The 22,059-nt window shown below is 69.4% G+C and carries 18 protein-coding genes; 9 read left to right on the top strand and 9 right to left on the bottom strand.

The genetic code is table 11. The annotated features are described in order from the left end of the window. Positions 1-330: 330 nt before the first annotated feature. Entirely contained in the window at positions 331-1,332 is a 1,002-nt protein-coding gene (locus tag ABZ824_RS22695; RefSeq protein ID WP_356965175.1) for a methylenetetrahydrofolate reductase, read from the bottom strand. A gap of 236 nt (positions 1,333-1,568) precedes the next feature. Here ABZ824_RS22695 and ABZ824_RS22690 point away from each other — a divergent pair, with 236 nt between their 5' ends. The 4 genes from ABZ824_RS22690 to ABZ824_RS22675 all read left to right on the top strand — a co-directional run bounded on the left by ABZ824_RS22690 (position 1,569) and on the right by ABZ824_RS22675 (position 7,057). Further along, entirely contained in the window at positions 1,569-2,651 is a 1,083-nt protein-coding gene (locus tag ABZ824_RS22690; RefSeq protein ID WP_355079689.1) for a polyprenyl synthetase family protein, read from the top strand. Between the two features lie 22 nt (positions 2,652-2,673). Continuing rightward, positions 2,674-4,257, top strand: a complete 1,584-nt coding sequence (gene crtI, locus ABZ824_RS22685; protein WP_356965174.1) for a phytoene desaturase family protein — start codon at positions 2,674-2,676, stop codon at positions 4,255-4,257. Between the two features lie 62 nt (positions 4,258-4,319). After that, entirely contained in the window at positions 4,320-6,041 is a 1,722-nt protein-coding gene (locus ABZ824_RS22680; protein ID WP_356965173.1) for an alpha-(1->6)-mannopyranosyltransferase A, read from the top strand. Further along, complete coding sequence (locus ABZ824_RS22675) at positions 6,038-7,057, top strand: phytoene/squalene synthase family protein (RefSeq protein WP_356965172.1); 1,020 nt, start codon at positions 6,038-6,040, stop codon at positions 7,055-7,057. Before ABZ824_RS22680 ends, ABZ824_RS22675 begins: the two co-directional genes overlap by 4 nt. A gap of 473 nt (positions 7,058-7,530) precedes the next feature. Here the strand turns inward: ABZ824_RS22675 and ABZ824_RS22670 are convergent, their stop codons facing one another. After that, positions 7,531-7,899, bottom strand: coding sequence for an Rv2175c family DNA-binding protein (locus tag ABZ824_RS22670; protein ID WP_355079591.1), 369 nt, complete (start codon positions 7,897-7,899; stop codon positions 7,531-7,533). 118 nt (positions 7,900-8,017) lie between these two features. On the opposite strand from ABZ824_RS22670, the gene pknB reads away from it, so the two are divergent. Continuing rightward, the gene (gene pknB / locus ABZ824_RS22665) at positions 8,018-9,979 is read left to right on the top strand and encodes a Stk1 family PASTA domain-containing Ser/Thr kinase (protein ID WP_356965170.1); all 1,962 of its coding nucleotides are present in this window, start codon (positions 8,018-8,020) and stop codon (positions 9,977-9,979) included. Between the two features lie 54 nt (positions 9,980-10,033). Here the strand turns inward: pknB and ABZ824_RS22660 are convergent, their stop codons facing one another. Further along, entirely contained in the window at positions 10,034-11,419 is a 1,386-nt protein-coding gene (locus ABZ824_RS22660) for a class II 3-deoxy-7-phosphoheptulonate synthase (protein ID WP_355079587.1), read from the bottom strand. Positions 11,420-11,796: 377 nt separating this feature from the next. Here ABZ824_RS22660 and ABZ824_RS22655 point away from each other — a divergent pair, with 377 nt between their 5' ends. Beyond that, a complete protein-coding gene (locus ABZ824_RS22655) occupies positions 11,797-12,297 on the top strand; it encodes a polyadenylate-specific 3'-exoribonuclease AS (RefSeq protein ID WP_355079585.1) in 501 nt (166 codons plus the stop codon). Positions 12,298-12,365: 68 nt separating this feature from the next. On the opposite strand, the gene ABZ824_RS22650 is transcribed toward ABZ824_RS22655, so the two are convergent. The 4 genes from ABZ824_RS22650 to ABZ824_RS22635 all read right to left on the bottom strand — a co-directional run bounded on the left by ABZ824_RS22650 (position 12,366) and on the right by ABZ824_RS22635 (position 16,745). Then, a complete protein-coding gene (locus ABZ824_RS22650) occupies positions 12,366-13,985 on the bottom strand; it encodes a ubiquinol-cytochrome c reductase cytochrome b subunit (RefSeq protein WP_356965169.1) in 1,620 nt (539 codons plus the stop codon). Then, positions 13,982-15,157: a ubiquinol-cytochrome c reductase iron-sulfur subunit gene (locus tag ABZ824_RS22645; protein WP_355079687.1), complete on the bottom strand. Its 1,176-nt coding sequence runs from the start codon at positions 15,155-15,157 to the stop codon at positions 13,982-13,984. Before ABZ824_RS22645 ends, ABZ824_RS22650 begins: the two co-directional genes overlap by 4 nt. A 26-nt stretch (positions 15,158-15,183) precedes the next feature. Beyond that, entirely contained in the window at positions 15,184-16,047 is an 864-nt protein-coding gene (locus ABZ824_RS22640; protein WP_356965167.1) for a cytochrome c, read from the bottom strand. An 86-nt stretch (positions 16,048-16,133) separates the two neighbouring features. Further along, positions 16,134-16,745, bottom strand: coding sequence for a heme-copper oxidase subunit III (locus ABZ824_RS22635; protein WP_039797061.1), 612 nt, complete (start codon positions 16,743-16,745; stop codon positions 16,134-16,136). A 196-nt stretch (positions 16,746-16,941) separates the two neighbouring features. Here ABZ824_RS22635 and ABZ824_RS22630 point away from each other — a divergent pair, with 196 nt between their 5' ends. The 3 genes from ABZ824_RS22630 to ABZ824_RS22620 all read left to right on the top strand — a co-directional run bounded on the left by ABZ824_RS22630 (position 16,942) and on the right by ABZ824_RS22620 (position 19,470). Beyond that, on the top strand, positions 16,942-17,373 hold the full coding sequence (locus tag ABZ824_RS22630; RefSeq protein ID WP_356965165.1) for a hypothetical protein: 432 nt from the start codon (positions 16,942-16,944) through the stop codon (positions 17,371-17,373). 520 nt (positions 17,374-17,893) lie between these two features. Further along, positions 17,894-18,955 (top strand): anthranilate phosphoribosyltransferase, encoded by a 1,062-nt coding sequence (trpD, locus tag ABZ824_RS22625; protein WP_356965164.1) that lies wholly within the window; start codon positions 17,894-17,896, stop codon positions 18,953-18,955. A gap of 233 nt (positions 18,956-19,188) precedes the next feature. Next, positions 19,189-19,470: a hypothetical protein gene (locus ABZ824_RS22620; protein WP_356965163.1), complete on the top strand. Its 282-nt coding sequence runs from the start codon at positions 19,189-19,191 to the stop codon at positions 19,468-19,470. Between the two features lie 4 nt (positions 19,471-19,474). Here ABZ824_RS22620 and ABZ824_RS22615 read toward each other — a convergent pair whose 3' ends face one another. Both ABZ824_RS22615 and ABZ824_RS22610 read right to left on the bottom strand, forming a co-directional pair. Further along, positions 19,475-19,750: an Lrp/AsnC ligand binding domain-containing protein gene (locus ABZ824_RS22615; RefSeq protein ID WP_067800602.1), complete on the bottom strand. Its 276-nt coding sequence runs from the start codon at positions 19,748-19,750 to the stop codon at positions 19,475-19,477. A 5-nt stretch (positions 19,751-19,755) separates the two neighbouring features. Continuing rightward, positions 19,756-21,549 carry a DEDD exonuclease domain-containing protein gene (locus ABZ824_RS22610; protein ID WP_356965161.1) on the bottom strand — a complete coding sequence of 598 codons (1,794 nt, stop codon included), beginning with the start codon at positions 21,547-21,549 and terminating at the stop codon, positions 19,756-19,758. Between the last annotated feature and the right edge of the window lie 510 nt (positions 21,550-22,059).

The following is a 22,059-nucleotide window of genomic DNA, read 5'->3' as shown; positions in this document are numbered from 1 at the left end:
ACGCACACGTTCCCGACGACCGCCCGACCGGTGATCGGCCGTTCGACTCGACACGCGTCCCGGACGACCGCCCGACCGGTGATCGCCGACTCGGCTCGACGCACACGTTCCCGACGACCGCCCGACCGGTGATCGGCCGTTCGACTCGACACGCGTCCCGGACGACCGCCCGACCGGTGATCGCCGACTCGGCTCGACGCGCACGTTCCGGACGACCGCCCGACCGGTGATCGGCCGTTCGACTCGACACGCGTTCCGGACGACCACCCGTACGCGCACCGCTCAACACCGCCGGCTCGACGCGCCGTGATCAGAGGACTTCGTGCGCGGTCAGGCGCTGACCGGAGTAGCCGTGACGCCGTAACCGAGGTTGGTCAGCACCTCGCTGGTCGCCTTGGCGAAATTGAGCGTGATGAAGTGCAGGCAGGGCGCGCCCTCGTCGATCAGCCGCTGGGCGATCTCGGTGGCGATCTCGATGCCCGCCGCGCGCACCGCCGCGGCGTTCTCCTCACCGTCGTCGCCCGCCGCCTTGCGCAGCCGGTCCAGCACGGTGGCGGGCAGCGGCCTGCCACACAGCTCCTCGGCGCGCTGCACCGTGCGCAGCGACGTGATGGGCATCAGCTCCGGAATGATCGGCTTCGCGCCCTCGATCGGGTCGAGCGCGACGAGGCGATCGCGCAGACGCAGATAGTGCTCGACGTCGAAGAACATCTGCGTGATCGAATACTCCGCTCCCGCACGCAGTTTCGCGGCCAGGAACGCGGTGTCGGTCGCCAGGTCCGGCGAGCGGTGGTGGCCCTGCGGGAAGGAGGCCACGCCGACGTGGAAATCGCCGAGGTCGCGCACGATGCGCACCAGCTCCTCGGCGTAGGAGACGCCGTCGGGATGCTTGTGCCACTCGCCGAGCGGGTCACCGGGCGGGTCGCCGCGCAGCACCAGGATGTTGCGGATGCCCGAGTCGGCGTACGCGCCGACCAGCGAGCGCAGCTCCGCGACGCTGTGCTCCACCGCGGTCAGGTGCGCGACCGGCAGCAGCGTCGTCTCCTGCGCCAGCTGCCCGGTCACGCGGACAGTGCGGTCGCGAGTGGAACCGCCAGCGCCGTAGGTCATCGATACGAACGCGGGGTGCATGCACTCGAACTGCCGGACGGCGCGCCACAGCCGCGCTTCGGCGGCGGCGTCGCGCGGCGGATTGAACTCCACGGAGAACGGCACCGCGTGCCCCGCGTGCGCCCGCAGACTCTCCACGACCGACGGTGTGGCGGAGACGTTCGGGTGCGTCCGGGACGCCCGGCCAGGGGTCGAGCCGCCCCGCACGTTGTCGAAAGTCACCGGTTCAGTGTAGAGGTGGCCGGTGGCGGCCCTGTCGGGTCGCTCGGACCCTCCGCGTATTCTTCGCATCGGGCGAGTTGTTCGCCACGCCGAGCGACACGCGCGACCGCCCCTCGCTCGGCCCCGAATCATCCGCAGCGCCCGGGCACCCTCCGCGACCCCGTGCGTCCACCATCCGCACGACCTTGGAGGCTCCTCTGTCCGCCGCAACCGGTACTCAGACGCCGCGCCCAGCGGTGCCGCAGCCGGGCACCCCCGCCTTCGTCACCGCCGTGGAAGACGCCCTGACCCATTTCTTCGCCACCCGCCGCTCGACGACCGAGCGCCTCGGCCCGGTCTTCGTCGAGGCCACCGACGCACTCGAGCAGTTCGTGCTCCGCGGCGGGAAACGCACCCGGCCCGCGTTCGCGTGGACCGGCTGGCTCGGAGCGGGCGGCGATCCGCACGCCCCCGACGCCGCCGCGGTGCTCACCGCGTGCTCCGCGCTCGAGCTCGTCCAGGCGTGCGCGCTGGTCCACGACGACATCATCGACTCCTCCCGCACCCGCCGCCGATTCCCCACCGTGCACGTCGACTTCGAGCAGCGCCACCGCGACCGCGGATGGTCCGGCGACTCGGCGCACTTCGGCGCCAGCGTGGCCATCCTGATCGGAGATCTGGCGCTGTCCTGGGCCGATGACATGGTGCACGCGTCCGGCCTCGCCCCCGCGGCCATCGCCCGGTTCGCGCCGGTGTGGGCCGACATGCGCACCGAGGTGCTCGGCGGCCAGCTGCTCGACATCAGCGGCGAGGCGGGCGGCGACGAATCGGTCGAGGCCGCGCTGCGGATCAACCGCTACAAGACCGCCGCCTACACCGTCGAACGCCCGCTGCATCTCGGCGCCGCGATCGCCGCCGCTGGTCAGGAGCTGATCGAGGCCTACCGCGAGTTCGGCACCGCGATCGGGATCGCCTTCCAGCTGCGCGACGACCTGCTCGGCGTGTTCGGCGATCCGGCGGTCACCGGCAAGCCCTCCGGCGACGACCTGCGCGAGGGCAAGCGCACCGTGCTGCTGGCCGAAGCGCTGCGACGCGCCGACGACGCCGATCCCGCCGCGGCCGCGCTGCTGCGCTCGAGCATCGGCACCGACCTGAGCGCGGAGCAGGTGCAGCGGCTGCGCGCGCTGCTGGTCGAACTCGGCGCCGTCGACGAAGTGGAGCGCCGCATCACCGAACTCACCGACACCGGCCTGGCGGCCATCGAGGCCAGCTCGGCGACGCCCGCGGCCAAGGAACGGCTGCGCGCCATGGCGCTGGCCGCCACCAAGCGTGCCGCGTGAGCGCCACGGCGAGGAGACTCCGATGAGAACCGTTGCGGGACCGACCGATCGCGTCGTGGTGGTCGGTGCGGGACTGGCCGGGCTTTCGGCCGCCCTGTATCTGACCGGTGCGGGTCGCACGGTGACGCTGCTCGAGCGGGCCGACCACCCCGGTGGCCGGGTCGGACGCTACCGGGGCGCCGACTACGACATCGATTCCGGCGCCACCGTCCTCACGCTGCCCGAACTGATCACCGACGCGCTCGCCGCCGTCGGCCGCGCCCCGGAGACCTGCGTGCCCCCGCTGCGCATCCACCGGCTGGCTCCGGGCTATCACGCCCGGTTCGCCGACGGCGCCGAGATCAGGGTCTTCGCCGATCCGGACGCGATGGCCGCGGAAGTCGAGCGGGCCTGCGGCCCGGCCGAGGCACGGGGATACCGGCGGCTGCGCGCCTGGCTGGCGCGGATCTACGCGGCCGAGTTCACCGAGTTCATGGACACCAACTTCGACTCGCCGCTGGATATGGTGCGCGTCCCCGAGAAGCGCCGCGCCCTGGCCGAATTGGTGCGACTCGGCGGCTTCGGCAGGCTCGGTCCCCGGGTGCGCGGGTTCCTGCGGGACCCGCGCCTGGCGCGACTGTTCACCTTCCAGGCGCTCTACGCGGGCATGCCGCCCGCGCGGGCGCTCGCCGTGTACGGCGCGATCCCGCACATGGACACCTCGCTCGGCGTGTATTTCCCCGAGGGCGGGATGCGGGCGATCGCCGCTGCGCTGGCGCAGGCGTTCACCGAGGCGGGCGGCACGCTGGAACTGAACGCCGAAGTGGTCGGGATCGACTACGCGGACCGCCGCGCCCGGCGCGCTCGCACCGCCGACGGGCGTTCGTTCGACTGTGACGCGCTGGTGCTCACCGCAGATCTCGGCTCGCTCGACCGGCTCGGCGTGCGGCCCCGGCGCGGGCTGCGCGCTTCGCCGTCGGCGGTCGTCGCGCACGGCACCGTCCCCGCCGCCGTCGCGGCGGACTGGCCGGTGCAGGCCCACCACACCATCGAGTTCGGGCAGGCCTGGGATCGGACATTCGCCGAGATCACGGCCCGCCGGGGCCACGGCAGGCTGATGAGCGACCCCTCGCTGCTGCTGACCCGGCCCGCGCTGACCGATCCGAGCCTGTTCATCGAACGCGCCGACGGACGTCACGAGCCGTTCTCCCTGCTGGCGCCGTGCCCGAATCTTTCGGCGGCGCCGCTGGACTGGCCGCGTCTCGGCCCCGCCTATCTCCGCGAGCTGCTCGCCGTGCTGGAAGCGCGCGGTTATCGGGGCATCGCCGAGCATTTCGCCGTCGACCGGCTCGACACACCGCGGACGTGGCTCGACCGCGGCATGCTCGCGGGCACACCGTTCTCCGCCGCCCACCTCTTCCGCCAGACCGGTCCCTTCAGGCCGAGCAATTTCCCGCGTTCCAGCGACAACGTGGTTATCGCTGGTTGCGGCACCACTCCTGGTGTGGGCGTGCCGACCGCCCTGCTCTCCGGAAAACTGGCGGCAAACCGTATTGCCCGCGCGACAGCGCCCACTTCGCCTGGAACCCCGCGCACCAGCCGGATAGTGTTCGAGGCGACGCCGTAAACTAAGCGCCGACCTATTCGCTCGCGGTTGCGACCGCCGACCATTCGGGGGACCGACACCAGATGGCATCCCCCGAAACGCGCACCGCAGAGGCCGCCTCCGCCGGTGACGTCCGCTCCTCGTCGCCCGCCTCCGCAGGTCGCGAATCGGCCACCCCTCGCGGTGTCCTGTGGTGGGTCCGCACCTCCGCCGACTTCGCCAGAAGCCCCGAGGGCCATGCCGCACTGCTCGGCTTCTTCGGCGCGATCATGATCATGTTCGGCGGGTTCGGCGCGGGCAGCGTCCGCAAGCGGGATCCGCTGCTCGAAGCCATGCACCTGTCCTGGCTGCGGTTCGGCCACGGCTACGCGCTGTCGACCATCTGCATCTGGATCGGCGTGCTGCTCATGATCACCGCGTGGGTGCGGCTCGGGCGCGCCACGATCGGCACGGGCGACCGGACCGACGCCGAGGTGACGCTGAACGAGTTGCGCGCCATCGTCGGCATCTGGATCGCGCCGCTGTTGTTCGCCGTGCCGATGTTCAGCCGCGACGCCTACTCCTACCTCGCACAGGGCGCGCTGCTGCGCGACGGCTTCGACCCATACCAGGTCGGTCCGGTGGCGAATCCCGGTGTGCTGCTGGACAACGTGAGCCCCGTGTGGACCACCACCACCGCGCCGTACGGCCCGGTGTTCCTGCTGCTCGGGCGCGCGATCACCGCCGTGACCGGCGACAACGTGGTGGCGGGCACCATCGCGATGCGGCTGGTCATGCTGCCCGGCCTGGCACTGATGATGTGGGCGGTGCCGTATCTGACCAAGCACCTCGGCGGCAAGCCGACCGTCGCGCTGTGGCTGGCGGTGCTCAACCCGCTGGTACTCATCCACCTGATCGGCGGCGTGCACAACGAGATGCTGATGGTCGGCCTGATGTGCGCGGGCATCGCGCTGGTGCTGGAGCGCCACCATGTTGCGGGCATCGTCGTCGTCGCCATCGGCGTGGCCATCAAGGCCACCGCGGGTGTGGCGCTGCCGTTCCTGGTCTGGATCTGGATGTTGCACGAACGCGAACGCCGCGCCGCGCAGCGGGTCGGGCGCGACCCGGCGCACCTGCCCGCCAGCGAGCAACCCGGAGACGCCGCGGAGCCCACCGAGGACATGCCGCATCCCGCACTCATGTTCGGCAAGATCGCGGGGCTCGGTCTGAGCGTGTTCGCGGTCGTCTTCGTCGCCGCCTCGGCCATCGCGGGCGTCGGCATCGGCTGGCTGACGGCGTTGTCCGGGTCCAAGAAGATCATCAACTGGCTGTCGCTGCCGACCGTGATGGCGCACGCGGTCACCTGGATCACCCCGCTGCGGCTGGAATCGGTGCTCGAGGTGACCCGCGCGATGTGCGCGCTGGCCCTGGTCGCGGTGCTCGCGTGGACCTGGTGGCGGTTCCGGCACAGCGAGCGGGAGGCGGTGCTCGGCATCCTCATCGCGTTCGTCGCGATCGTCATCCTGTCGCCCGCCGCACTGCCCTGGTACTACTCGTGGCCGCTGGCGCTGGCCGCCGGGTTCGCGCTGTCCACCACGACGCTGATGGCGCTGGTCGGCTTGTGCACCTGGCTCATGCTGGTCTTCCAGCCGGACGGTTCGATCGGCCTGTACAACTTCTGGCACGTCGTCGCCGCCACCTTCGCCGCGGTCGTGGCGGCGCTGTCGCTGCGCACGGTGGACCCGCTGCGCCTGCGCGCCACGCCGCCGGGCGATGTCGCGTCCACGCCCGGCGAGGCCACCGCTTCGCGCGCCGCTACCCCATGACCGAGGACCGCCTACCGGGTTCCGCGCTGCTGCCGCTCGCCTACCGCGAGTGCAGGCAGATCGCGGCCACCCATGGCCGCACCTATTTCCTGGCCACCCGGCTGCTGTCGGCCGAACGACGACCCGCCGTGCACGCGCTGTACGCGTTCGCGCGCATGGTGGACGACGTCGTCGACCGGGCGGGCCGTCCCGCCGCGGCACACGATCGCGACCCGGCCGCGGAACTCGATCTGATCGAACGGGACCTGCGGGCCGCACTGGAATCGCGCCCCGGCAGCGCGAGCGCGGCACCGCACGCTTCTTCCGCCGACCGGCAGAACGACCGGAGCTGGGAATCGGGTCCGCGGCCGCGCGCCCTCGTCCTGACGGCGGTCACCCACACCATCCACCGTTATGACATTGCCGCGCAGCACTTCTGGACGTTCCTGGATTCCATGCGAATGGACGCGCCGGGCGCCCCGGCGTTCCGTAATCGCTACGCCACCATGGCGCAGCTGCGCGAATACATGCGCGGCTCGGCGGCCGCGATCGGCTTGCAGCTGCTGCCGGTGCTCGGCACGGTCGTCCCGGTGTCCGCGGCCGAGCCCGCCGCCGCCGCGCTGGGCGAGGCGTTCCAGCTGACCAACTTCCTGCGCGACGTCGCGGAGGATCTCGACCGCGACCGCGTCTACCTGCCCGCCGACGCCCTCGCCGCGTTCGGCGTCGACGACGCCCTGCTGTTCGAATGTCGCCGCACCGGCCGGACCGATCCGCGCGTCCGACGTGCCCTCGCCCACCTCATCGCGGTCAACCGCGACCTCTACCGCCGCGCCGAACCCGGCATCGACCTGCTCGAACCGCGAGTACGCCCCGCCATCCGCACCGCGGCCACCCTCTACTCGGACATCCTGCACCACATCGAGCGCAGCGACTACGCCGTCTTCGGCCACCGCGCGGTAGTCCCCCGCCACCACCGCCTCCGCATAGCCGCCACCGAATTCACCACCGCCACACTCCGCGGCCGCCTCACCCGCTGACGACGGAGGCGGACCCGCGTTCCCCGGCACCGCCCGGATCACAGCTTCACGATCCATCCCGCATCCGAGCGGCCGCGACCCGAGAAAAGACGCCACCATCAGCGCGCCGACAACGGAGGCCGCGAGTGCCGTCACCGTCCTGCGTAAGAGCACCAGTTCAGCCAGGGTTTCCGGCGAACCGGGATCGAGCAGTCGCCGCACAAGCCCGGTACAACCGGCACAGCAACCGCGACAATCCCACCAGCGCGGACTCTCATACCTGCGGCAACAGCGAAACCCCTGGTAGCGAGGTCACCACCCGACGCACACCAGCTCAACCACGGGTTCGAGCGAAGCGAGACCGAGCCTGTTCCGTTCGCGGCCCGGCTCGCGTTTGCGCGGCCACCGCGTAGGCGACGAAGGAGCAAGCGGCGGTCGCGTAAACGCGAGCCATAAAGGGGCCGCGAACACCCAGCGCCGCAGGCGCTGGAAATCTAAAACGGATCCGCGGCGGCCCGGCGCAGGACTTCGCGGGCAAGGGGCCCGTGCAGGGCGTCGACCGGCTTGCCGGGCAGGGTGTCGTCGTCGGTGAAGATCCACTCCAGGATCTCCTCGTCGGTGTACTTGGCGTCGCGCATCACGGTGATCAGGCCGGGCAGCGGCTTCACGACCGCGCCGGTGTCGTCGAAGAACCGCTCGGGGACACCCGCCACGCCTTCTCTGCGGACGGCGATCAATTGATGGTCGCGCAACATCTGGTGCACCCGGGTTACCACAAGCCCGAGTCGCTCGGCCACCTCCGGCAGCGACACCAGGGTCACCGACTGCGGAAGGACGTCGTCACTGCAGGGAAATGCACTCACCCGGACAACGGTAGACGGTCGCGCGCCGCACGTCGTGAGACACCCGGGGTGGTGCGAGTCGATACCATCGTGGGGGCCGCACGGAGCGGCTGACTTTGTGAAAGCCGGAGGACTTCTCTTGATCGGCCAGATGCTGGAAGGGCGCTATCGGATCGATGCGCCGATCGCCCGCGGCGGAATGTCGATGGTCTTCCGCGGGGTCGACACCCGCCTGGACCGGCCGGTCGCCATCAAGGTGATGGATCCGAAGTTCGCGGGCGACCCCCAGTTCCTGTCCCGATTCGAGTTCGAGGCGCGCGCGGTCGCCAAACTCAAGCATCCTTCTCTGGTCGCGGTGTACGACCAGGGCATCGACGGCGATCACCCCTTCCTGATCATGGAGCTGGTCGAGGGCGGCACGCTGCGCGAGTTGCTGCGCGAACGCGGCCCGATGCCGCCGCACGCCGTGCGCGCTGTCGCCGAACCCGTGCTCGCGGCGATCGGCGTCGCGCACTCCGCGGGACTGGTGCACCGCGACATCAAGCCGGAGAACGTGTTGATCTCCGACGCGGGCGAGGTGAAGATCGCCGATTTCGGTCTGGTGCGCGCGGTGGCGGCGGCGAATACCACATCGGCGAGCGTCATCCTCGGCACCGCCGCCTATCTGTCGCCCGAGCAGGTCACCAGCGGTTCCGCCGACTCGCGCAGCGACGTCTACTCCTTCGGCGTGCTGATCTTCGAGTTGCTCACCGGCCGGGTTCCGTTCACCGGCGACACGTCGATCTCGGTGGCCTATCAACGCATCGAGAACGATGTGCCGAGTCCGAGCGCTTTCATCTCCGGGGTACCGCCCGAGTTCGACGAACTGGTCGCCAAGGCGACCGCGCGCGAACCCGGGCACCGGTTCGCGGACGCGAACGAGATGGCGGCCGCGCTGCGGCTGATCGGCGCCGAGCTGCGGCTACCCGCCTATCGGGTGCCCGCGCCGCAGGACTCCGCCGAGCATCTCAGCGCCGGCTACCGAGCCGTGCAGCCGGATCGCGACGACCAGCCTGGCTTCGCCGGGGCGTCTGCCCACCCGCCGCAGCCGGTGCAGCACACCCGAGTGGTCACCGCCCAGCGGCCCCGCATCGACCACGACGCGCCGGATGCCTACGACCGGCCGCAACCGGTGCGCCAAGCGCATCCCGCGGCGCCGTATCCGCCCTATTCCGACGACATCAACCGCTCGCGGCGCACGGTCTGGGTGTGGGTGGCCATCGTCGCGGTTCTCACACTGCTGGTCGGCATCGGCGGCTGGTGGCTCGGTGTCGGCCGCTATTCTGCGGTGCCACCCATCGCCGGGCTGGACACCGACAAGGCGGTCGCCACCCTGCAGAATGCCGGCTTCGAGACCGAGATCCGCCAGAAGGCGTCGGACGCGATCCCGGTCGGCGGCGTGGTCGGCAGCGACCCTTCGGCCGGATCCAAGATCACCAAAGGGTCGACGGTCGCAGTCCTGGTCTCCAACGGCAAGCCGAAGGTACCGGACGTCAAAGCGGGTGACCAGGTGTCGAAGGTCAACCAGTTGATCCGGGACAACGGCCTGCAACCGGTCGACGCGGGCGAAGTGTCCAATACCGCGCCCAAGGGGACGGTCGCCCGGGTGGAACCGAACCCGGGGACCGTGCTGCCTCTCGGCGCGCAGGTGAAGGTGTACCGCAGCAAGGGTTCCCAGCCGGTGAAGGTTCCCGACGTGCGCGGCAAGTCGACCGACGAAGCCACCAAGATCCTCACCGCCGCCGGCATCGCGGTGCGTGAGACCAAACCTCAGTTCGACCGCAGCGTCGAGGCGGACAAGGCCATCGGCACCCAGCCGGGCGCGGGCGCAACCATCCAATCGGGCGACGGCGTCGTCCTGCTGATCTCCAACGCTTTGAAGATGCCCGACGTCCGCGGGTGGACCGTGGCCAACGCCCGCGCCAAGCTGGAGAGCCTCGGTTTGCGGGTCGAGGTGAAGCAGTTGGCGCGCGCGGACAGCTCCCTGGTGGTCTCACAGACTCCGGCCATCGGGGTCAACCTGGAGGCGGGCGACACGGTCACCATCGTGGCCCTTCCCTAGCGGAAAGCGCACCGGCCGCGGGTCAGGGAAGACCGCGCGGCCGGGGATCGGACCTCAGCGCAGCATTTCGGCGACGAGGAACGCCAACTCCAGCGACTGCTGAGTGTTCAGCCTGGGGTCGCAGGCGGTCTCGTAGCGGCCGGACAGATCGAGGTCGGAGATGTCCTGGGCGCCGCCGAGGCATTCGGTGACGTCCTCTCCGGTGAGTTCGATGTGCATGCCGCCGGGATGCGTGCCGAGCGCGTGGTGCACCTCGAAGAAGCCCTGCACCTCGTCGACGATGCGGTCGAAGTGGCGGGTCTTGAAGCCGGTGGACGACTCGTGGGTGTTGCCGTGCATCGGGTCGCACTGCCAGATCACCTGGTGACCGGTGGCCTGCACCTTCTCGATGATCGGCGGCAGCACGTCGCGGACCTTGCTGTGGCCCATGCGGGACACGATGGTCAGCCGGCCCGGCTCGTTGTTCGGGTCGAGCCGCTCGACGTACTCCACGGCCTGCTCGGGCGTGGTGGACGGGCCGATCTTCAGGCCGATCGGGTTGGCCAGCAGTTCCGCGAACGCGATGTGCGCGCCGTCGAGCTGGCGGGTGCGCTCGCCGATCCAGAGGAAGTGCGCCGACAGGTTGTAGAGCACCGGCTCGCCGATCGCGTTCTCGCTCAGTCGCAGCATGGCGCGCTCGTAGTCCAGCACGAGCGCTTCGTGGCTGGCGTAGATGCGGGCCGACTTCAGGCTCGGGTCGTTCACCCGGCACGCGGTCATGAACCTCAAGCCGCGGTCGATCTCCTCGGCCAGCGCCTCGTAGCGCGCGCCAGCGGGCGATTTGGCCACGAAGTCGCGGTTCCAGTCGTGCACCTTGTGCAGGTCGGCCATGCCCGCGCCGGTCAGCGCGCGTACCAGGTTCATTGCCGCACTCGCGTTGGCGTAGGCCCGGACCAGGCGCGACGGGTCGTGCTCGCGCAGCGCGGCGTCGGCGACCAGCGAGTTCACCATGTCGCCGCGGTAGGACTTGAGCCCGCGCGAATCGGTGTCCGAGGAGCGCGGTTTGGCGTACTGGCCCGCGATCCGCGCGACCTTCACCACCGGCAGGCTCGCGCCGTAGGTGAGCACCACCGCCATTTGCAGAAGAGTACGAATATTGCCGCGAATGTGCGGCTCGGTGTTGTCGGCGAAGGTCTCCGCGCAGTCGCCGCCCTGCAGGAGGAACGCTTCACCGCGGGCCACCTCGGCCAGCTGGCCACGCAGCTCCTCCACCTCGGCGGGCACGCAAATCGGCGGGACGCTCTCCAGCACTGTGCGCATGTTGGCCGCCTGCTCCGGATCCCAGGACGGCTGCTGCAGCGCGGGCCGCGCCAGCGCGTCGTCCAACCGCCTGCGCAGCTCGGTGGGCAGCGGCGGCAGTTCCGGCAGGCGATCGATGGGTACGTCGACGGTCCAGTTCACGAGTTCAGAATACGGACCGCACGCCCCGTGGGGACACCCAGTCCCAGGGCTGGAATCGCTCCACCCAGGGTGAATGTGTTCTGCCCAGCGGGTGCCGCCGCGGAGCAAGACCGTGTGGTTCGATTTGTCGTCTTCAGCGCCATCGCGGAATTCGAGGTTTTTCGGTTGCCCGACTCGATACCGGCGATATGGCGAAAATCCATTTCCGAAGGATTCTTCTATCCAGTTTCCAGGGCAGGATTCTCTCCTTGCCACACGGCCCTCGCGCTCGTACCCTCCGTGCACGACCTTCTACACTGCATACGAGAACACCAGCCATTCCGCACCCAATTGCTGCCGAAATCCCTGCCAGCGCAGATATCAGAGAGGCACAGTGCTTGAGATATTTTTATGACTGCGAATTCATCGAGGACGGAGTGACCATCGATCTGGTCTCCATCGGCGTTGTCTGCGAGGACGGCCGGGAGTACTACGCGGTGTCCACCGAATTCGATGCCGAACGTGCGGGGCCCTGGGTGCGCAAATTCGTACTGCCGCAGCTGCCTTCGCCCTCCTCTCCGCTGTGGCGCAGCCGCGACCGGATCCGCGACGAGCTGTACGCGTTCCTGGTGCCGCGGCCGACCGTGCAGCCGGAGTTGTGGGCCTGGGTGTCCGCCTACGATCACGTCGCCCTGTGCCAGCTGTGGGGCTCGATGGTCGATCTGCCCAACGCGCTGCCGCGCTACACCAACGAATTGCGCCAGCACTGGGAGTCGCACGGCCGTCCCGAACTTCCGCCGATCCCGCCGGATGCGCACGACGCGCTCGCCGACGCCCGGCACAACCTCGCCAAATTCGAGGCAATCGAGGCCGCGCGGCGCGCGGCGCCACGCCTCTGACATATGCGGCATAGACGCGAAAAGGCCCCGAGTCGTATTCGACTCGGGGCCTTTCCGTGGCCGGGGCGTCAGTGGCCGTGCTTGCCGTTCGCCGCCTCCTGCGCCTGCTGCAGCACCTTCAGCTGCTTGTGCTCTTCGGCGTGCTCGATCTCGAAGTGCCGATCGCTCTCCTCCTGCGGATCCGCGCGCAGGAAGCTACCGGTGCCCGGCTTGCCCGCCGAACCCAGCTTGCTCATCTTCTTCGGCACGGGCGCGCCCTGGTACTCCAGCGGAACCGGGTGGCCGTGGTCGTCGACCGGGCCGAGCGGCTGGTGCACCTCGATGTACTCGCCGTGCGGCAGGCGCTTGATCACACCGGTCTCGATACCGTGCTCGAGCACCGCCCGGTCGCTGCGCTGCAGGCCGAGGCAGAACCGGTAGGTGAGGTAGTACGCCACCGGCGGGGCGACGAGCAGGCCGATGCGGCCGATCCAGGTGGTCGCGTTCAGCGAGATGTCGAACTTCAGCGCGAGGATGTCGTTGACGCACGACAGCGTGAGCACCACATAGAACGCGATGGCCATCGCGCCGATCGCGGTCCGGACCGGGACGTCACGCGGACGCTGCAACAGGTTGTGATGCGCGGTGTTGTCGCCGGTGAGCCGCTTCTCGATCCACGGGTAGGCGATCAGCACCGTGAACACCAGGCCCATGATCAGCGCGACCCAGAAGACGGCGGGCACGGTGTAGCGGCCCAGGTACAGCTCCCACGGCGGCATCAATCGCGCCATGCCGTCGGTCCACATCATGTAGAAGTCCGGCTGTGAACCCGCCGACACCTGCGACGGGTTGTACGGACCCAGGTTCCAGATCGGGTTGATCTGGAACACGCCACCCATGATGCCCACGATGCCGAGGGTGAAGGCGAAGAACGCGCCCTGGTCGGCGGCGAACACCGGCACGATGCGGGCGCCCACCACGTTGTTCTCCGTGCGGCCTGGGCCGGGGAACTGAGTGTGCTTCTGGTACCACACCAGCGCCACGTGCGCGGCGATCAACGCCAGGATGATGCCGGGGAACAACAGCACGTGCGCGATGTAGAGCCGCGGAATGATGATCTCGCCGGGGAAGTCACCGCCGAAGATCAGCCAGTGCATCCAGGTACCGACGATCGGGATGCTCATGGTGATACCGCCGAACGCGGCCCGCAGGCCGGTGCCGGAGAGCAGGTCGTCGGGCAGCGAGTAACCGAAGAAGCCCTCGAACATCGCCAGGATCAGCAGCAGCGAGCCGATCACCCAGTTCGCCTCACGCGGCTTGCGGAACGCGCCGGTGAAGAAGATACGGAACAGGTGGATGATGATCGACGCCGCGAACAGCAGGGCCGCCCAGTGGTGGACCTGCCGGACGAACAGACCGCCGCGGACCTCGAAGGTGATGTTCAGCGCGGTCTCGTAGGCGCGCGACATGGTCACGCCGCGCAGCGGCTGGTAAGCGCCGTTGTAGACGACCTCGCTCATCGAGGGATCGAAGAACAGTGTCAGGTAGACGCCCGACAGCAGCAGGATGATGAAGCTGTAGAGCGCGATCTCGCCGAGCAGGAACGACCAATGCGTCGGGAAGACCTTGTTGATCGACCGCTTCATGAACGCGGCGGCGCGGTAGCGCTCGTCCGCCTCGCTGGCTTGGGCTGCGACTGAAGGACTCATGAACGGCGCTCCCAGTAGGCCGGGCCGAGCGGCTCGATGAAGTCGCCGTTGGCGACCAGGAAGCCCTCAGCGTTGACGGTGATCGGCAGCTGCGGCAGCGCGCGAGCGGCGGGACCGAAGACCGGCTTGCCCCACTCGGTCGCGGAGAACTGCGACTGGTGGCAGGGGCACAGGATCCGGTTGGTCTGCTGCTCGAACAGCGAGGTCGGGCAGCCGAGGTGGGTGCAGATCTTCGAGTAGGCGAAGTAGTCGCCGTAGTTGAAGCTCTCCTGACCCTTGCGCTTGATCGCCTTCTGCGCGTCCTCGGTACGCAGGCGGATCAGCATGACGGCGTTGCGGATGCCGCGCAGCGACTGCAGGGTCGCGTGCTCGTCACCGCGCCACTTCTCCTTCCACGGGAACACCGTCTCCATGGCGCCCGCGTCCAGGTCCTCCGGACGCACCAGCACCACATCCTCCGGGCGACCGGTGTCGCGGCGGATGTAGATGGTCTCGCCCGGGTAGTCCGGGGTCCAGCCGGAGACCCACAGCGGCGACTTGTCGCCCTTGGCCCACGGGTTCTTGATCAGACCGCCGACGAACACCAGCAGCGCGCCGACGCCGAGTACGCCCACGCCGGCGCCCGCGGTGCGGGTGATCATCTTGCGGCGGCCGAGCGTGGAGGTGTCCAGCGCGTCCTGCAGCTCGGCGACCAGGGTGCGGCGCTCGACCTCCGGCGACGGACCGTCGTGCCGCTCCTGGATGGAGAGTTCGGCGGGGATGAACAGCTTGCGGATCAGCACCACCGCGACGCCGATGACCAGCACCGAGATGCCGAAGGTCAGGCCGACCAGCGGGGTGAACAGCGAGTAGAGCCCGTGGCCCTCCTCGTCCTTGGCCTTGAACTCCCACGGCCAGAACAGGAACACACCGACCAGCGCCGCGGCTGCGATGCCGGACACGGCGAACCAGAAGGTGACCGCGCGCTCGGCGCGCTTCTCCGCCCGGGTCCCGGGGATCGGGAAGCGCTCGCGGCGGTAGGCGACGTCGACGCCGTCGCGCTCGGTACCGAGCTTGACCAGCTCGTCGCGCGACATCTTGTCGAGGTCCGCCTCGGTGGGCTCCGCCGGGTTGGCGTTCACCGACTGCTCCTTCGACAGATGCGCGTCGTGGCCCTCATCCGGCCGACCCATGTCGTCTCGCTCCTTCTCGCTATTGCTCATGACCTGGATCCGATCCACATCGCGGCGCCGACGACGAGCGTGATGCCGACCACCCAGATGGCCAGGCCCTCGGTCGCGGGACCGAACCCACCGAGATCCCAGCCGCCCGGGCTGTGCTCCTCGGTCGCGTTCTTGACGTAGGCGATGATGTCGCGCTTCTCCTCCGCGCTCAGCTGGCGATCGGAGAACTTCGGCATGTTCTGCGGGCCGGTGATCATCGCGGCGTAGATCTGCTGCTCGCTCGCCGGTTCCAGCGGCGGCGCGAACTTACCGGAGGACAGCGCGCCGCCGCGTCCGGTGAAGTTGTGGCAGGACGCGCAGTTCATGCGGAACAGCTCCGAGCCGCGGGCGATGTCGTCGCCGCGCATCGACTCCTGGGCGACCTCGCCGTTGGCGTCGCGGACCACGGTCGGACCGCCGCCGTGGGCAGCCACGAACGCGCTCAGCGCGTCGGTCTGGTGGGCGTCGAACTTCGGCGGCTTGCGCCGCGCCTGCGCCTCGTTGGCCGCCATCGGCATGCGGCCGGAGGACACCTGGAAGTAGACCGCGGCCTCGCCGACGCCGATCAAGCTGGGACCGCGGTCGACCACACCCTGCAGGTTCGCGCCGTGGCAGGTGATGCAGGACGTGTCGTAGAGCTGCTCGCCCTCGCGGATGAGCGCGGACTGGTCCTCGTGCGCGGTGGCCCGCTGCGGGTCCGGCGTGAGGGCCGATGCCAGGAAGCCTGCTCCGACGAGGCCCACCAGCAGCGCAAGTCCGCCCGCGATGCGACGGCGAACGCGCCGCTGCCTGCGCGTCTTGCTGGCCTGGCCGTTCCCGGGGCTGGCGGGCTCTGGCGCTGACGGGGGAGATGAACTCATCTGTGTCCCTTTGGAGTAGACGGAACCGACTTGTGCAAAAGATCTCGGGTCGCGCCGCGCCCGCCGAGGCGGCGCGGCGACCACGATCAGCGGACGAAGTAGATCGTGGCGAACAACCCGATCCACACGATGTCGACGAAGTGCCAGTAGTAGGAGACGACGATCGCGGCGGTGGCCTGCGCGGGGGTGAACTTGCTGACCTTGGTGCGCATGAGCAGGAACACGAACGCGATCAGACCGCCGATGACGTGCAGACCGTGGAAGCCGGTGGTGATGAAGAACACCGAGCCGTAGGAGCTGCTGGAGATCGTGGTGCCCTCGTGCGCGAGGTTCATGTACTCGTAGCCCTGGCCGCCGACGAAGAACGCGCCCATGATCAGAGTGATGACGTACCAGCGGCGCAGGCCGAACACGTCGCCCTTCTCCGCGGCGAACACGCCCATCTGGCAGGTGAACGACGACGCGACCAGCACGGTCGTGACCGGCACTGCGAGCTTCAGGTTCAGCTCGGTCGGCTCCGGCGGCCAGTTACCGTGCGCCTGGGCGCGGGCGACGAAGTACATCGCGAACAGGCCGGCGAAGAACATCAGCTCGCTCGACAGCCAGATGATGGTACCGACGCTGACCATGTTGGGCCGGTTCAGCGAATGCACACGCTGGGTAATGGCCGATCCTGGGGTCCCTACTGCGGTCGTCACGGGGGTAAGTATGACTCGTCGTAGTACGACGGCAGTAGCCGGGTACGAAACTCGTTCCTCCGTGTCGGAAAACGCAGGGAGAGCGGGCTCTCGACCGGGCAGGGCCGGTACGAGCCGGATGCGCGAACCGGGAACGAGTCGCACGCGCGGACGAACGCCCGGCCAGCATGACAGGCGAGGGTAAGGAGAAGCTGAGATGAAGGTGAAGGCGACGCCGGGACTGTGGCGACGACTGTTCCGGCGGGACCGGGACACCGCTCTCGACCCGGACCGGGCGGACCTGGTCGTGGTCGCGTCGAGCTTCGACGACGCGGAGGCGTGTTCGGCAGCGCTGGCGCGCGCGACGGGGCTGGCACCGGATGCTCCCGCCGTGCTGCGGCATCACCTGCGCATCCCGCCCCGGCACGTGCAGGCCGTCTGCGCGATCGCCGCGCAGGACGGCTACTCCCCCGCACCGCAGCTGAGCGGCCCGGGCACCGACGAGTTCGAGCCGCTGATCCTGCGGCGCGTGCAACTGCTCGACGCCCTGCACTGCTCCCAGGAGCGCTCCCGCATGGCCGGTCTCGCCCAACGCCACGACGGCCACGCCGACGGCTGGGACGCCCTGCAACCGAGCCCACAGCCGTAACATCCCCGCCGACCCGGGTTCCCCGACGACTCCGGCAGCGACAACTCGCACGTGTGACGAAGCCGTGGCCGAGCGAACACAACTCCCGAACCGCCCGCCCCGCCCGACTTCGACCACCAACGCGCCCAGCGCACCCCAACCACGTCTTTCGAGCGAAGCGAGACCGAGCATCCGCCGTTCGCGAGCCACAAAGGGGGCGACAACTCACGCGCGATGAAGCCGTGGCCGAGCCAGCACAACTCCCGAACCGCGCGCCCCGCCCCGGCCTCGACCACCAACGCGCCCAGCGCACCCCAACCACGTCTTTCGAGCGAAGCGAGACCGAGCATGCGCCGTTCGCGGCCCGGCTCGCGTGTGCGCGGCCGCCGCGTAGGCGACGAAGGAGCAAGCGGCGGTCGCGCACACGCGAGCCATAAAGGGGCCGCGAACACCCAGCGCCGCAGGCGCTGGAAGAACTAACACAGCTAGGCTGCTTGCGGACAAACTGGTGCGCGAACCAGTGTGACGGGAGAAGTGTGGAATGAGCGTGCGCAGCTGGCCCCAGGTGCTCGGAACCCTCGCCGACGGTGGCGACCTGGCCGCGGACGACACGGCGTGGGCGATGAGCGAGATCATGTCCGACAACGCCACCCCCGCGCAGATCGCCGCGTTCGGCGTCGCCATGAAGATCAAGGGCCCCACGCCCGCCGAGCTGACCGGCCTGGCCAGCGGCATGCTCGAGCACGCCCGGCTGGTGCGGATCGATGGCGACGCGGTCGACATCGTCGGCACCGGCGGTGACCGGTCCGGCTCGGTGAACATCTCCACCATGTCCTCGATCGTGGTGTCCGCGGCCGGGGTACCCGTGGTCAAGCACGGAAACCGGGCCGCGTCATCGAAGAGCGGCGGCGCCGATGTGCTGGAGGCGCTGGGCGTGAAGCTCGCGCTCGGTCCCGAGGCGGTGGCTCGCTGTGTGCGGGAAGTCGGCATCGGTTTCTGCTTCGCGGCCGTGTTCCATCCCGCCCTGAGGTACGCGGGCGCGGCGCGCAGCCAGATCGGCATCCCGACCGTCTTCAATGTGCTGGGGCCGCTGACCAACCCCGCGCAGCCGCGCGCCGGGCTGGTCGGCTGCGCGTTCGCCGACCTGCTGCCCGTGATCGCGGGCGTGTTCGCCGAACGCGGCGCGAGCGCGCTGGTGGTGCGCGGCAACGACGGCCTCGACGAGATCACCACCTCGGACACCACCGAGGCGTGGATCGTGTCGGGTGGACGAACGCGCCGAACCACCATCGATCCGACCCGCATCGGCATCCCGCGGGTCGATCTGGACGCGCTGCGCGGCGGCGACAGCGAGGTGAACGCGGGCGTGGCCCGCGACGTGCTCGCCGGTCGCGGTGGCGCGGTCCGGGACGCGGTCCTGCTGAATTCGGCCGCCGCGATCCTGACCTACGACTGGTCGCGCGGCGCGGGCGATCCGGACGCCGACCTACACGCCGCGCTCGCGGCGGGCGTCGAGCGCGCCGCCGAGGCGATCGACACGGGCGCCGCCACGGCGTTGCTGGAGCGCTGGGCGAAGTTGACGCAGACGCTCGGCGACAACTGACGCGGGCTGGCTCGGTGCCCGCAGCGATGCCCGGCTCGTGCACGCTGCCGCGGCTTCCGCGCCGACCTGGCCGTGCCGATGCTCCGACATCGCCGCTGGGGACATGCGCCGACACGCTGACCTGAGCGAGGGCCGCGGCCGGGATCGTCGCGGCCGGTAACGTCGGCCGGACAATTCGGCGCATGCCGAGTCGGGCACCGCGCCGATCGGTTCGACCGACGAGGAGCACCGACATGCGACTTTTTGTTCCGCTACTCGCCGTCCTCACCACCGCAGGCATCGCCGCCGCCCCAGGAGCGAATGCGGCCGGAGGCGTTTTGTTCGCCGACGGCGTCGTGTACGAGAACCCGGTCGGCTGCGTCGAGGTCGGCGACGGGTCCGACGTGGAGATCCGCAACCGCACCGACGGCGTCGCGCACTTGTACGAGTCGCCGGACTGCTCGGGCGACGTCGTCGTGCTGCCACCGAACGACGGCGCCTATTTCGCCGTGCGCAGTGTTCGGGTGCGGGACTGAGGGACTATTCGCCGAGCGAGAACGCCGCCTCCACTTCGGCGCGCGAATACGACTTGAACGCGATATGGGTCGTGGTGCGCAGGACACCCGGTGTCTTGTCGATCCGGCCGGTCACCACATCGGCGATCTGCTCGTGGTCACGTACCCGCACGATCGCGATCAGGTCCACGTCACCCGCGCAGGAGTAGACCTCGGCGACGCCGTCGGTGTCCGCGACCGCCTGCGCGGTCTCCGGGATGCGGCCGTTGTCGGCGTGGATCAGGACGATCGCGGTAATCATGACGCTCAGCCTAAGCGGTCCAGATAACCTTCCTCGGTCGGTTGGGCGCGGACCGCCGCGTCGGCCAGTTCCGCCCAGCCCAGCCAGCGCGCCGCGCCGAAGAGCGGCTCGTGATACCCGTCCGTGGTCCGCACGATGCGGACGCCGGGCCGGGCCAGCCAGCGTACGACCAGCGCCACTTCCTCGGGGGACGCGCCGCGTAAAGGCGGGGCGTTCTCGACCGGAGACCTGGCGTGGTCCTGCACATGCGGTCCGGCAACCCCGGCCGGAACCACTGTTTCGGCGGCGGCCACGATCTGCTCCACGATGGGCATCGGCGGCACGCCCCTCTGGGCGGTACCGGAGCCGGCCAGGCGGCCGTACCGGATGACCGCGAACTCCCACCCGCCGTCACCGTCGGGATGCGCGGCGATCATCTCGGCGATGCGCGCCACCGCGGCCAGTCGCTGGGTGCGCCGCAGCGCGCGCACCAATCGCGCCGCGCGATCGCGCAGCCGCGCCGCCGCCTCGAAATGTTCCGCGCGCGAATGAGTTTCGATGCGGTCGAGCATGAACCGGATCGGCGCGTCGCTGCGCCCGGCGAACAACGCGCGCACGAGCGCGGGCGCGGGCGCGTACTGCGCCATGTCCAGCGGCTTTCCCTCGGACCCCGCTGGACATCCGCCGACCAGGGCGGGCGGGCACTCGTGCGCCGCGTTCCTGGACAACCGTGCCGTGCAGGTGCGCAACCCGGTGAATTCGGCGATGATCACGCCCAGGTCGGCAGCGTCGTTGCGGGAGTTGAACGGCCCCAACGCGTCCCGGCCGGGCTCGCGCACCACCGAGAACCGCGGGAACGGCTCGTCGGTGAGAGTGAGCCACCAGGCCCGTTTCGGGAATTTCGACCGGCGGTTGTAGGGCGGGGTGTGCGCCACCAACAGCCGCAGTTCGCGCACCCCCGCCTCGAGCGCGTGCGCGCACACCACGTGGTCGACCCGAATCGCCAGCGAGACCATCTCTTTCATCCGCCCTCTGGTCTCCGAACCGGTGAAGTAGTTACGGACGCGGCGGCGCAGGTTCACAGCCGTGCCTATATATAGGACTTCGTCCGAGGGACCGCGGAACAGATACACCCCCGGAGCGGCGGGGAGATCGGCCGCGAGGACGCGTTTGGAGCGCTGCCGGGGCGTGACGTCGGGCAGGTAGTCGAGCAGCTCGGTGAGACTGTGGACGCCTTGGTTCCCGACCCGCGCGATCAGGGCGTGCAGCACGTCGACGGTCGCGCGCGCGTCTTGCAGTGCCCGGTGCGTCGGCTGCGTGGTGGCGCCGAGCAGCCGGGCCAGCGAACCCAGCCGCACGGAAGGCGCCTCGTCGCGCCCGAGCACCCGTCGCGCCAGTTTCACGGTGCACAGCACCTGCGCGGCCGGCCATGCGGTGTCGCACTGCGCCGCGGCGGCACGCAGGAACGCCATGTCGAACCGTGCGTTGTGCGCGACCAGCACCGCGCCCGCGGCGAACTCCAGGAAGCCGGGCAGCACCGCCTCGATGCGCGGCGCGGCGTACACCATCGCGGTGGTGATGCCCGTGACGTGCACGATCGCGGGCGGTATCGCTCGTCCCGGGTTGACCAGTGTCGCGAATTCGCCGAGCACCTCCCCGCCGCGCACCTTCACCGCTCCGATCTCGGTGATGCCGTCGGCCCCGGGACTGGTCCCGGTGGTCTCCAGGTCCACGACCACGAAAGTCGTGTCGTACAGGGGAGTGTCGAGCTCGTCGAAAGCCAGCTGCTGGACGGCCGGGCGCGGCACTGGATCGGACACGGCGAGCAGCGTAGGGCCACGGTCCGACAGGAACCGAGCACGCGAGTACGCCACGAAATGTCCGAATGACACCGTGGAGATTTCGGGGCGATACCCGGCAAATGATCTAGAAATGCGAAAAAGAGACCCAGATCACATAAGGTTCAAAACTGTATCAAACATTGCGGCGAGTCCCGCGAAAAGCGATCTCCCGCCCTTGGGCGTGTCGACCACCCCTGGCTCTACGGTGTACGAACGAGCGACCATATCGGAATCTATGGCACATTACCCGCCACCACCTGGGAAAACACCCCGCAGACCCACCCGGGGTAGCCGACCGGTCCCCCCCACCGCGCGACCCTGCTCGAACGCGCGCTCTCGCACGATTACTCCGCCGTTATCTTTTCGTGATTCGGTGGGACGTATCTCACATCCATTAGCCGGTGAAATTGTTGAGCAACCCCATTTCGCTTCGCCGACGCTTTACAAACGACCGTGATGTGTTCGTAACCTTTTCGAGACCTCACGGAG

The organism is Nocardia sp. NPDC047038, from assembly GCF_040644075.1.
Taxonomy (GTDB): domain Bacteria; phylum Actinomycetota; class Actinomycetes; order Mycobacteriales; family Mycobacteriaceae; genus Nocardia; species Nocardia sichangensis.
This window is presented reverse-complemented; position numbering and strand designations above follow the sequence as displayed.

Bases quoted from the DNA above. Each gene is read 5' to 3' on its own strand.
- crtI (WP_356965174.1), top strand. From the start codon at position 2,674: ATGAGAACCGTTGCGGGACCGACCGATCGCGTCGTGGTGGTCGGTGCG.
- ABZ824_RS22680 (WP_356965173.1), top strand. From the start codon at position 4,320: ATGGCATCCCCCGAAACGCGCACCGCAGAGGCCGCCTCCGCCGGTGAC.
- ABZ824_RS22675 (WP_356965172.1), top strand. From the start codon at position 6,038: ATGACCGAGGACCGCCTACCGGGTTCCGCGCTGCTGCCGCTCGCCTAC.
- ABZ824_RS22650 (WP_356965169.1), bottom strand. From the start codon at position 13,985: ATGAGTCCTTCAGTCGCAGCCCAAGCCAGCGAGGCGGACGAGCGCTAC.
- ABZ824_RS22645 (WP_355079687.1), bottom strand. From the start codon at position 15,157: ATGGGTCGGCCGGATGAGGGCCACGACGCGCATCTGTCGAAGGAGCAG.
- ABZ824_RS22640 (WP_356965167.1), bottom strand. From the start codon at position 16,047: ATGAGTTCATCTCCCCCGTCAGCGCCAGAGCCCGCCAGCCCCGGGAAC.
- ABZ824_RS22630 (WP_356965165.1), top strand. From the start codon at position 16,942: ATGAAGGTGAAGGCGACGCCGGGACTGTGGCGACGACTGTTCCGGCGG.
- trpD (WP_356965164.1), top strand. From the start codon at position 17,894: ATGAGCGTGCGCAGCTGGCCCCAGGTGCTCGGAACCCTCGCCGACGGT.
- ABZ824_RS22620 (WP_356965163.1), top strand. From the start codon at position 19,189: ATGCGACTTTTTGTTCCGCTACTCGCCGTCCTCACCACCGCAGGCATC.
- ABZ824_RS22615 (WP_067800602.1), bottom strand. From the start codon at position 19,750: ATGATTACCGCGATCGTCCTGATCCACGCCGACAACGGCCGCATCCCG.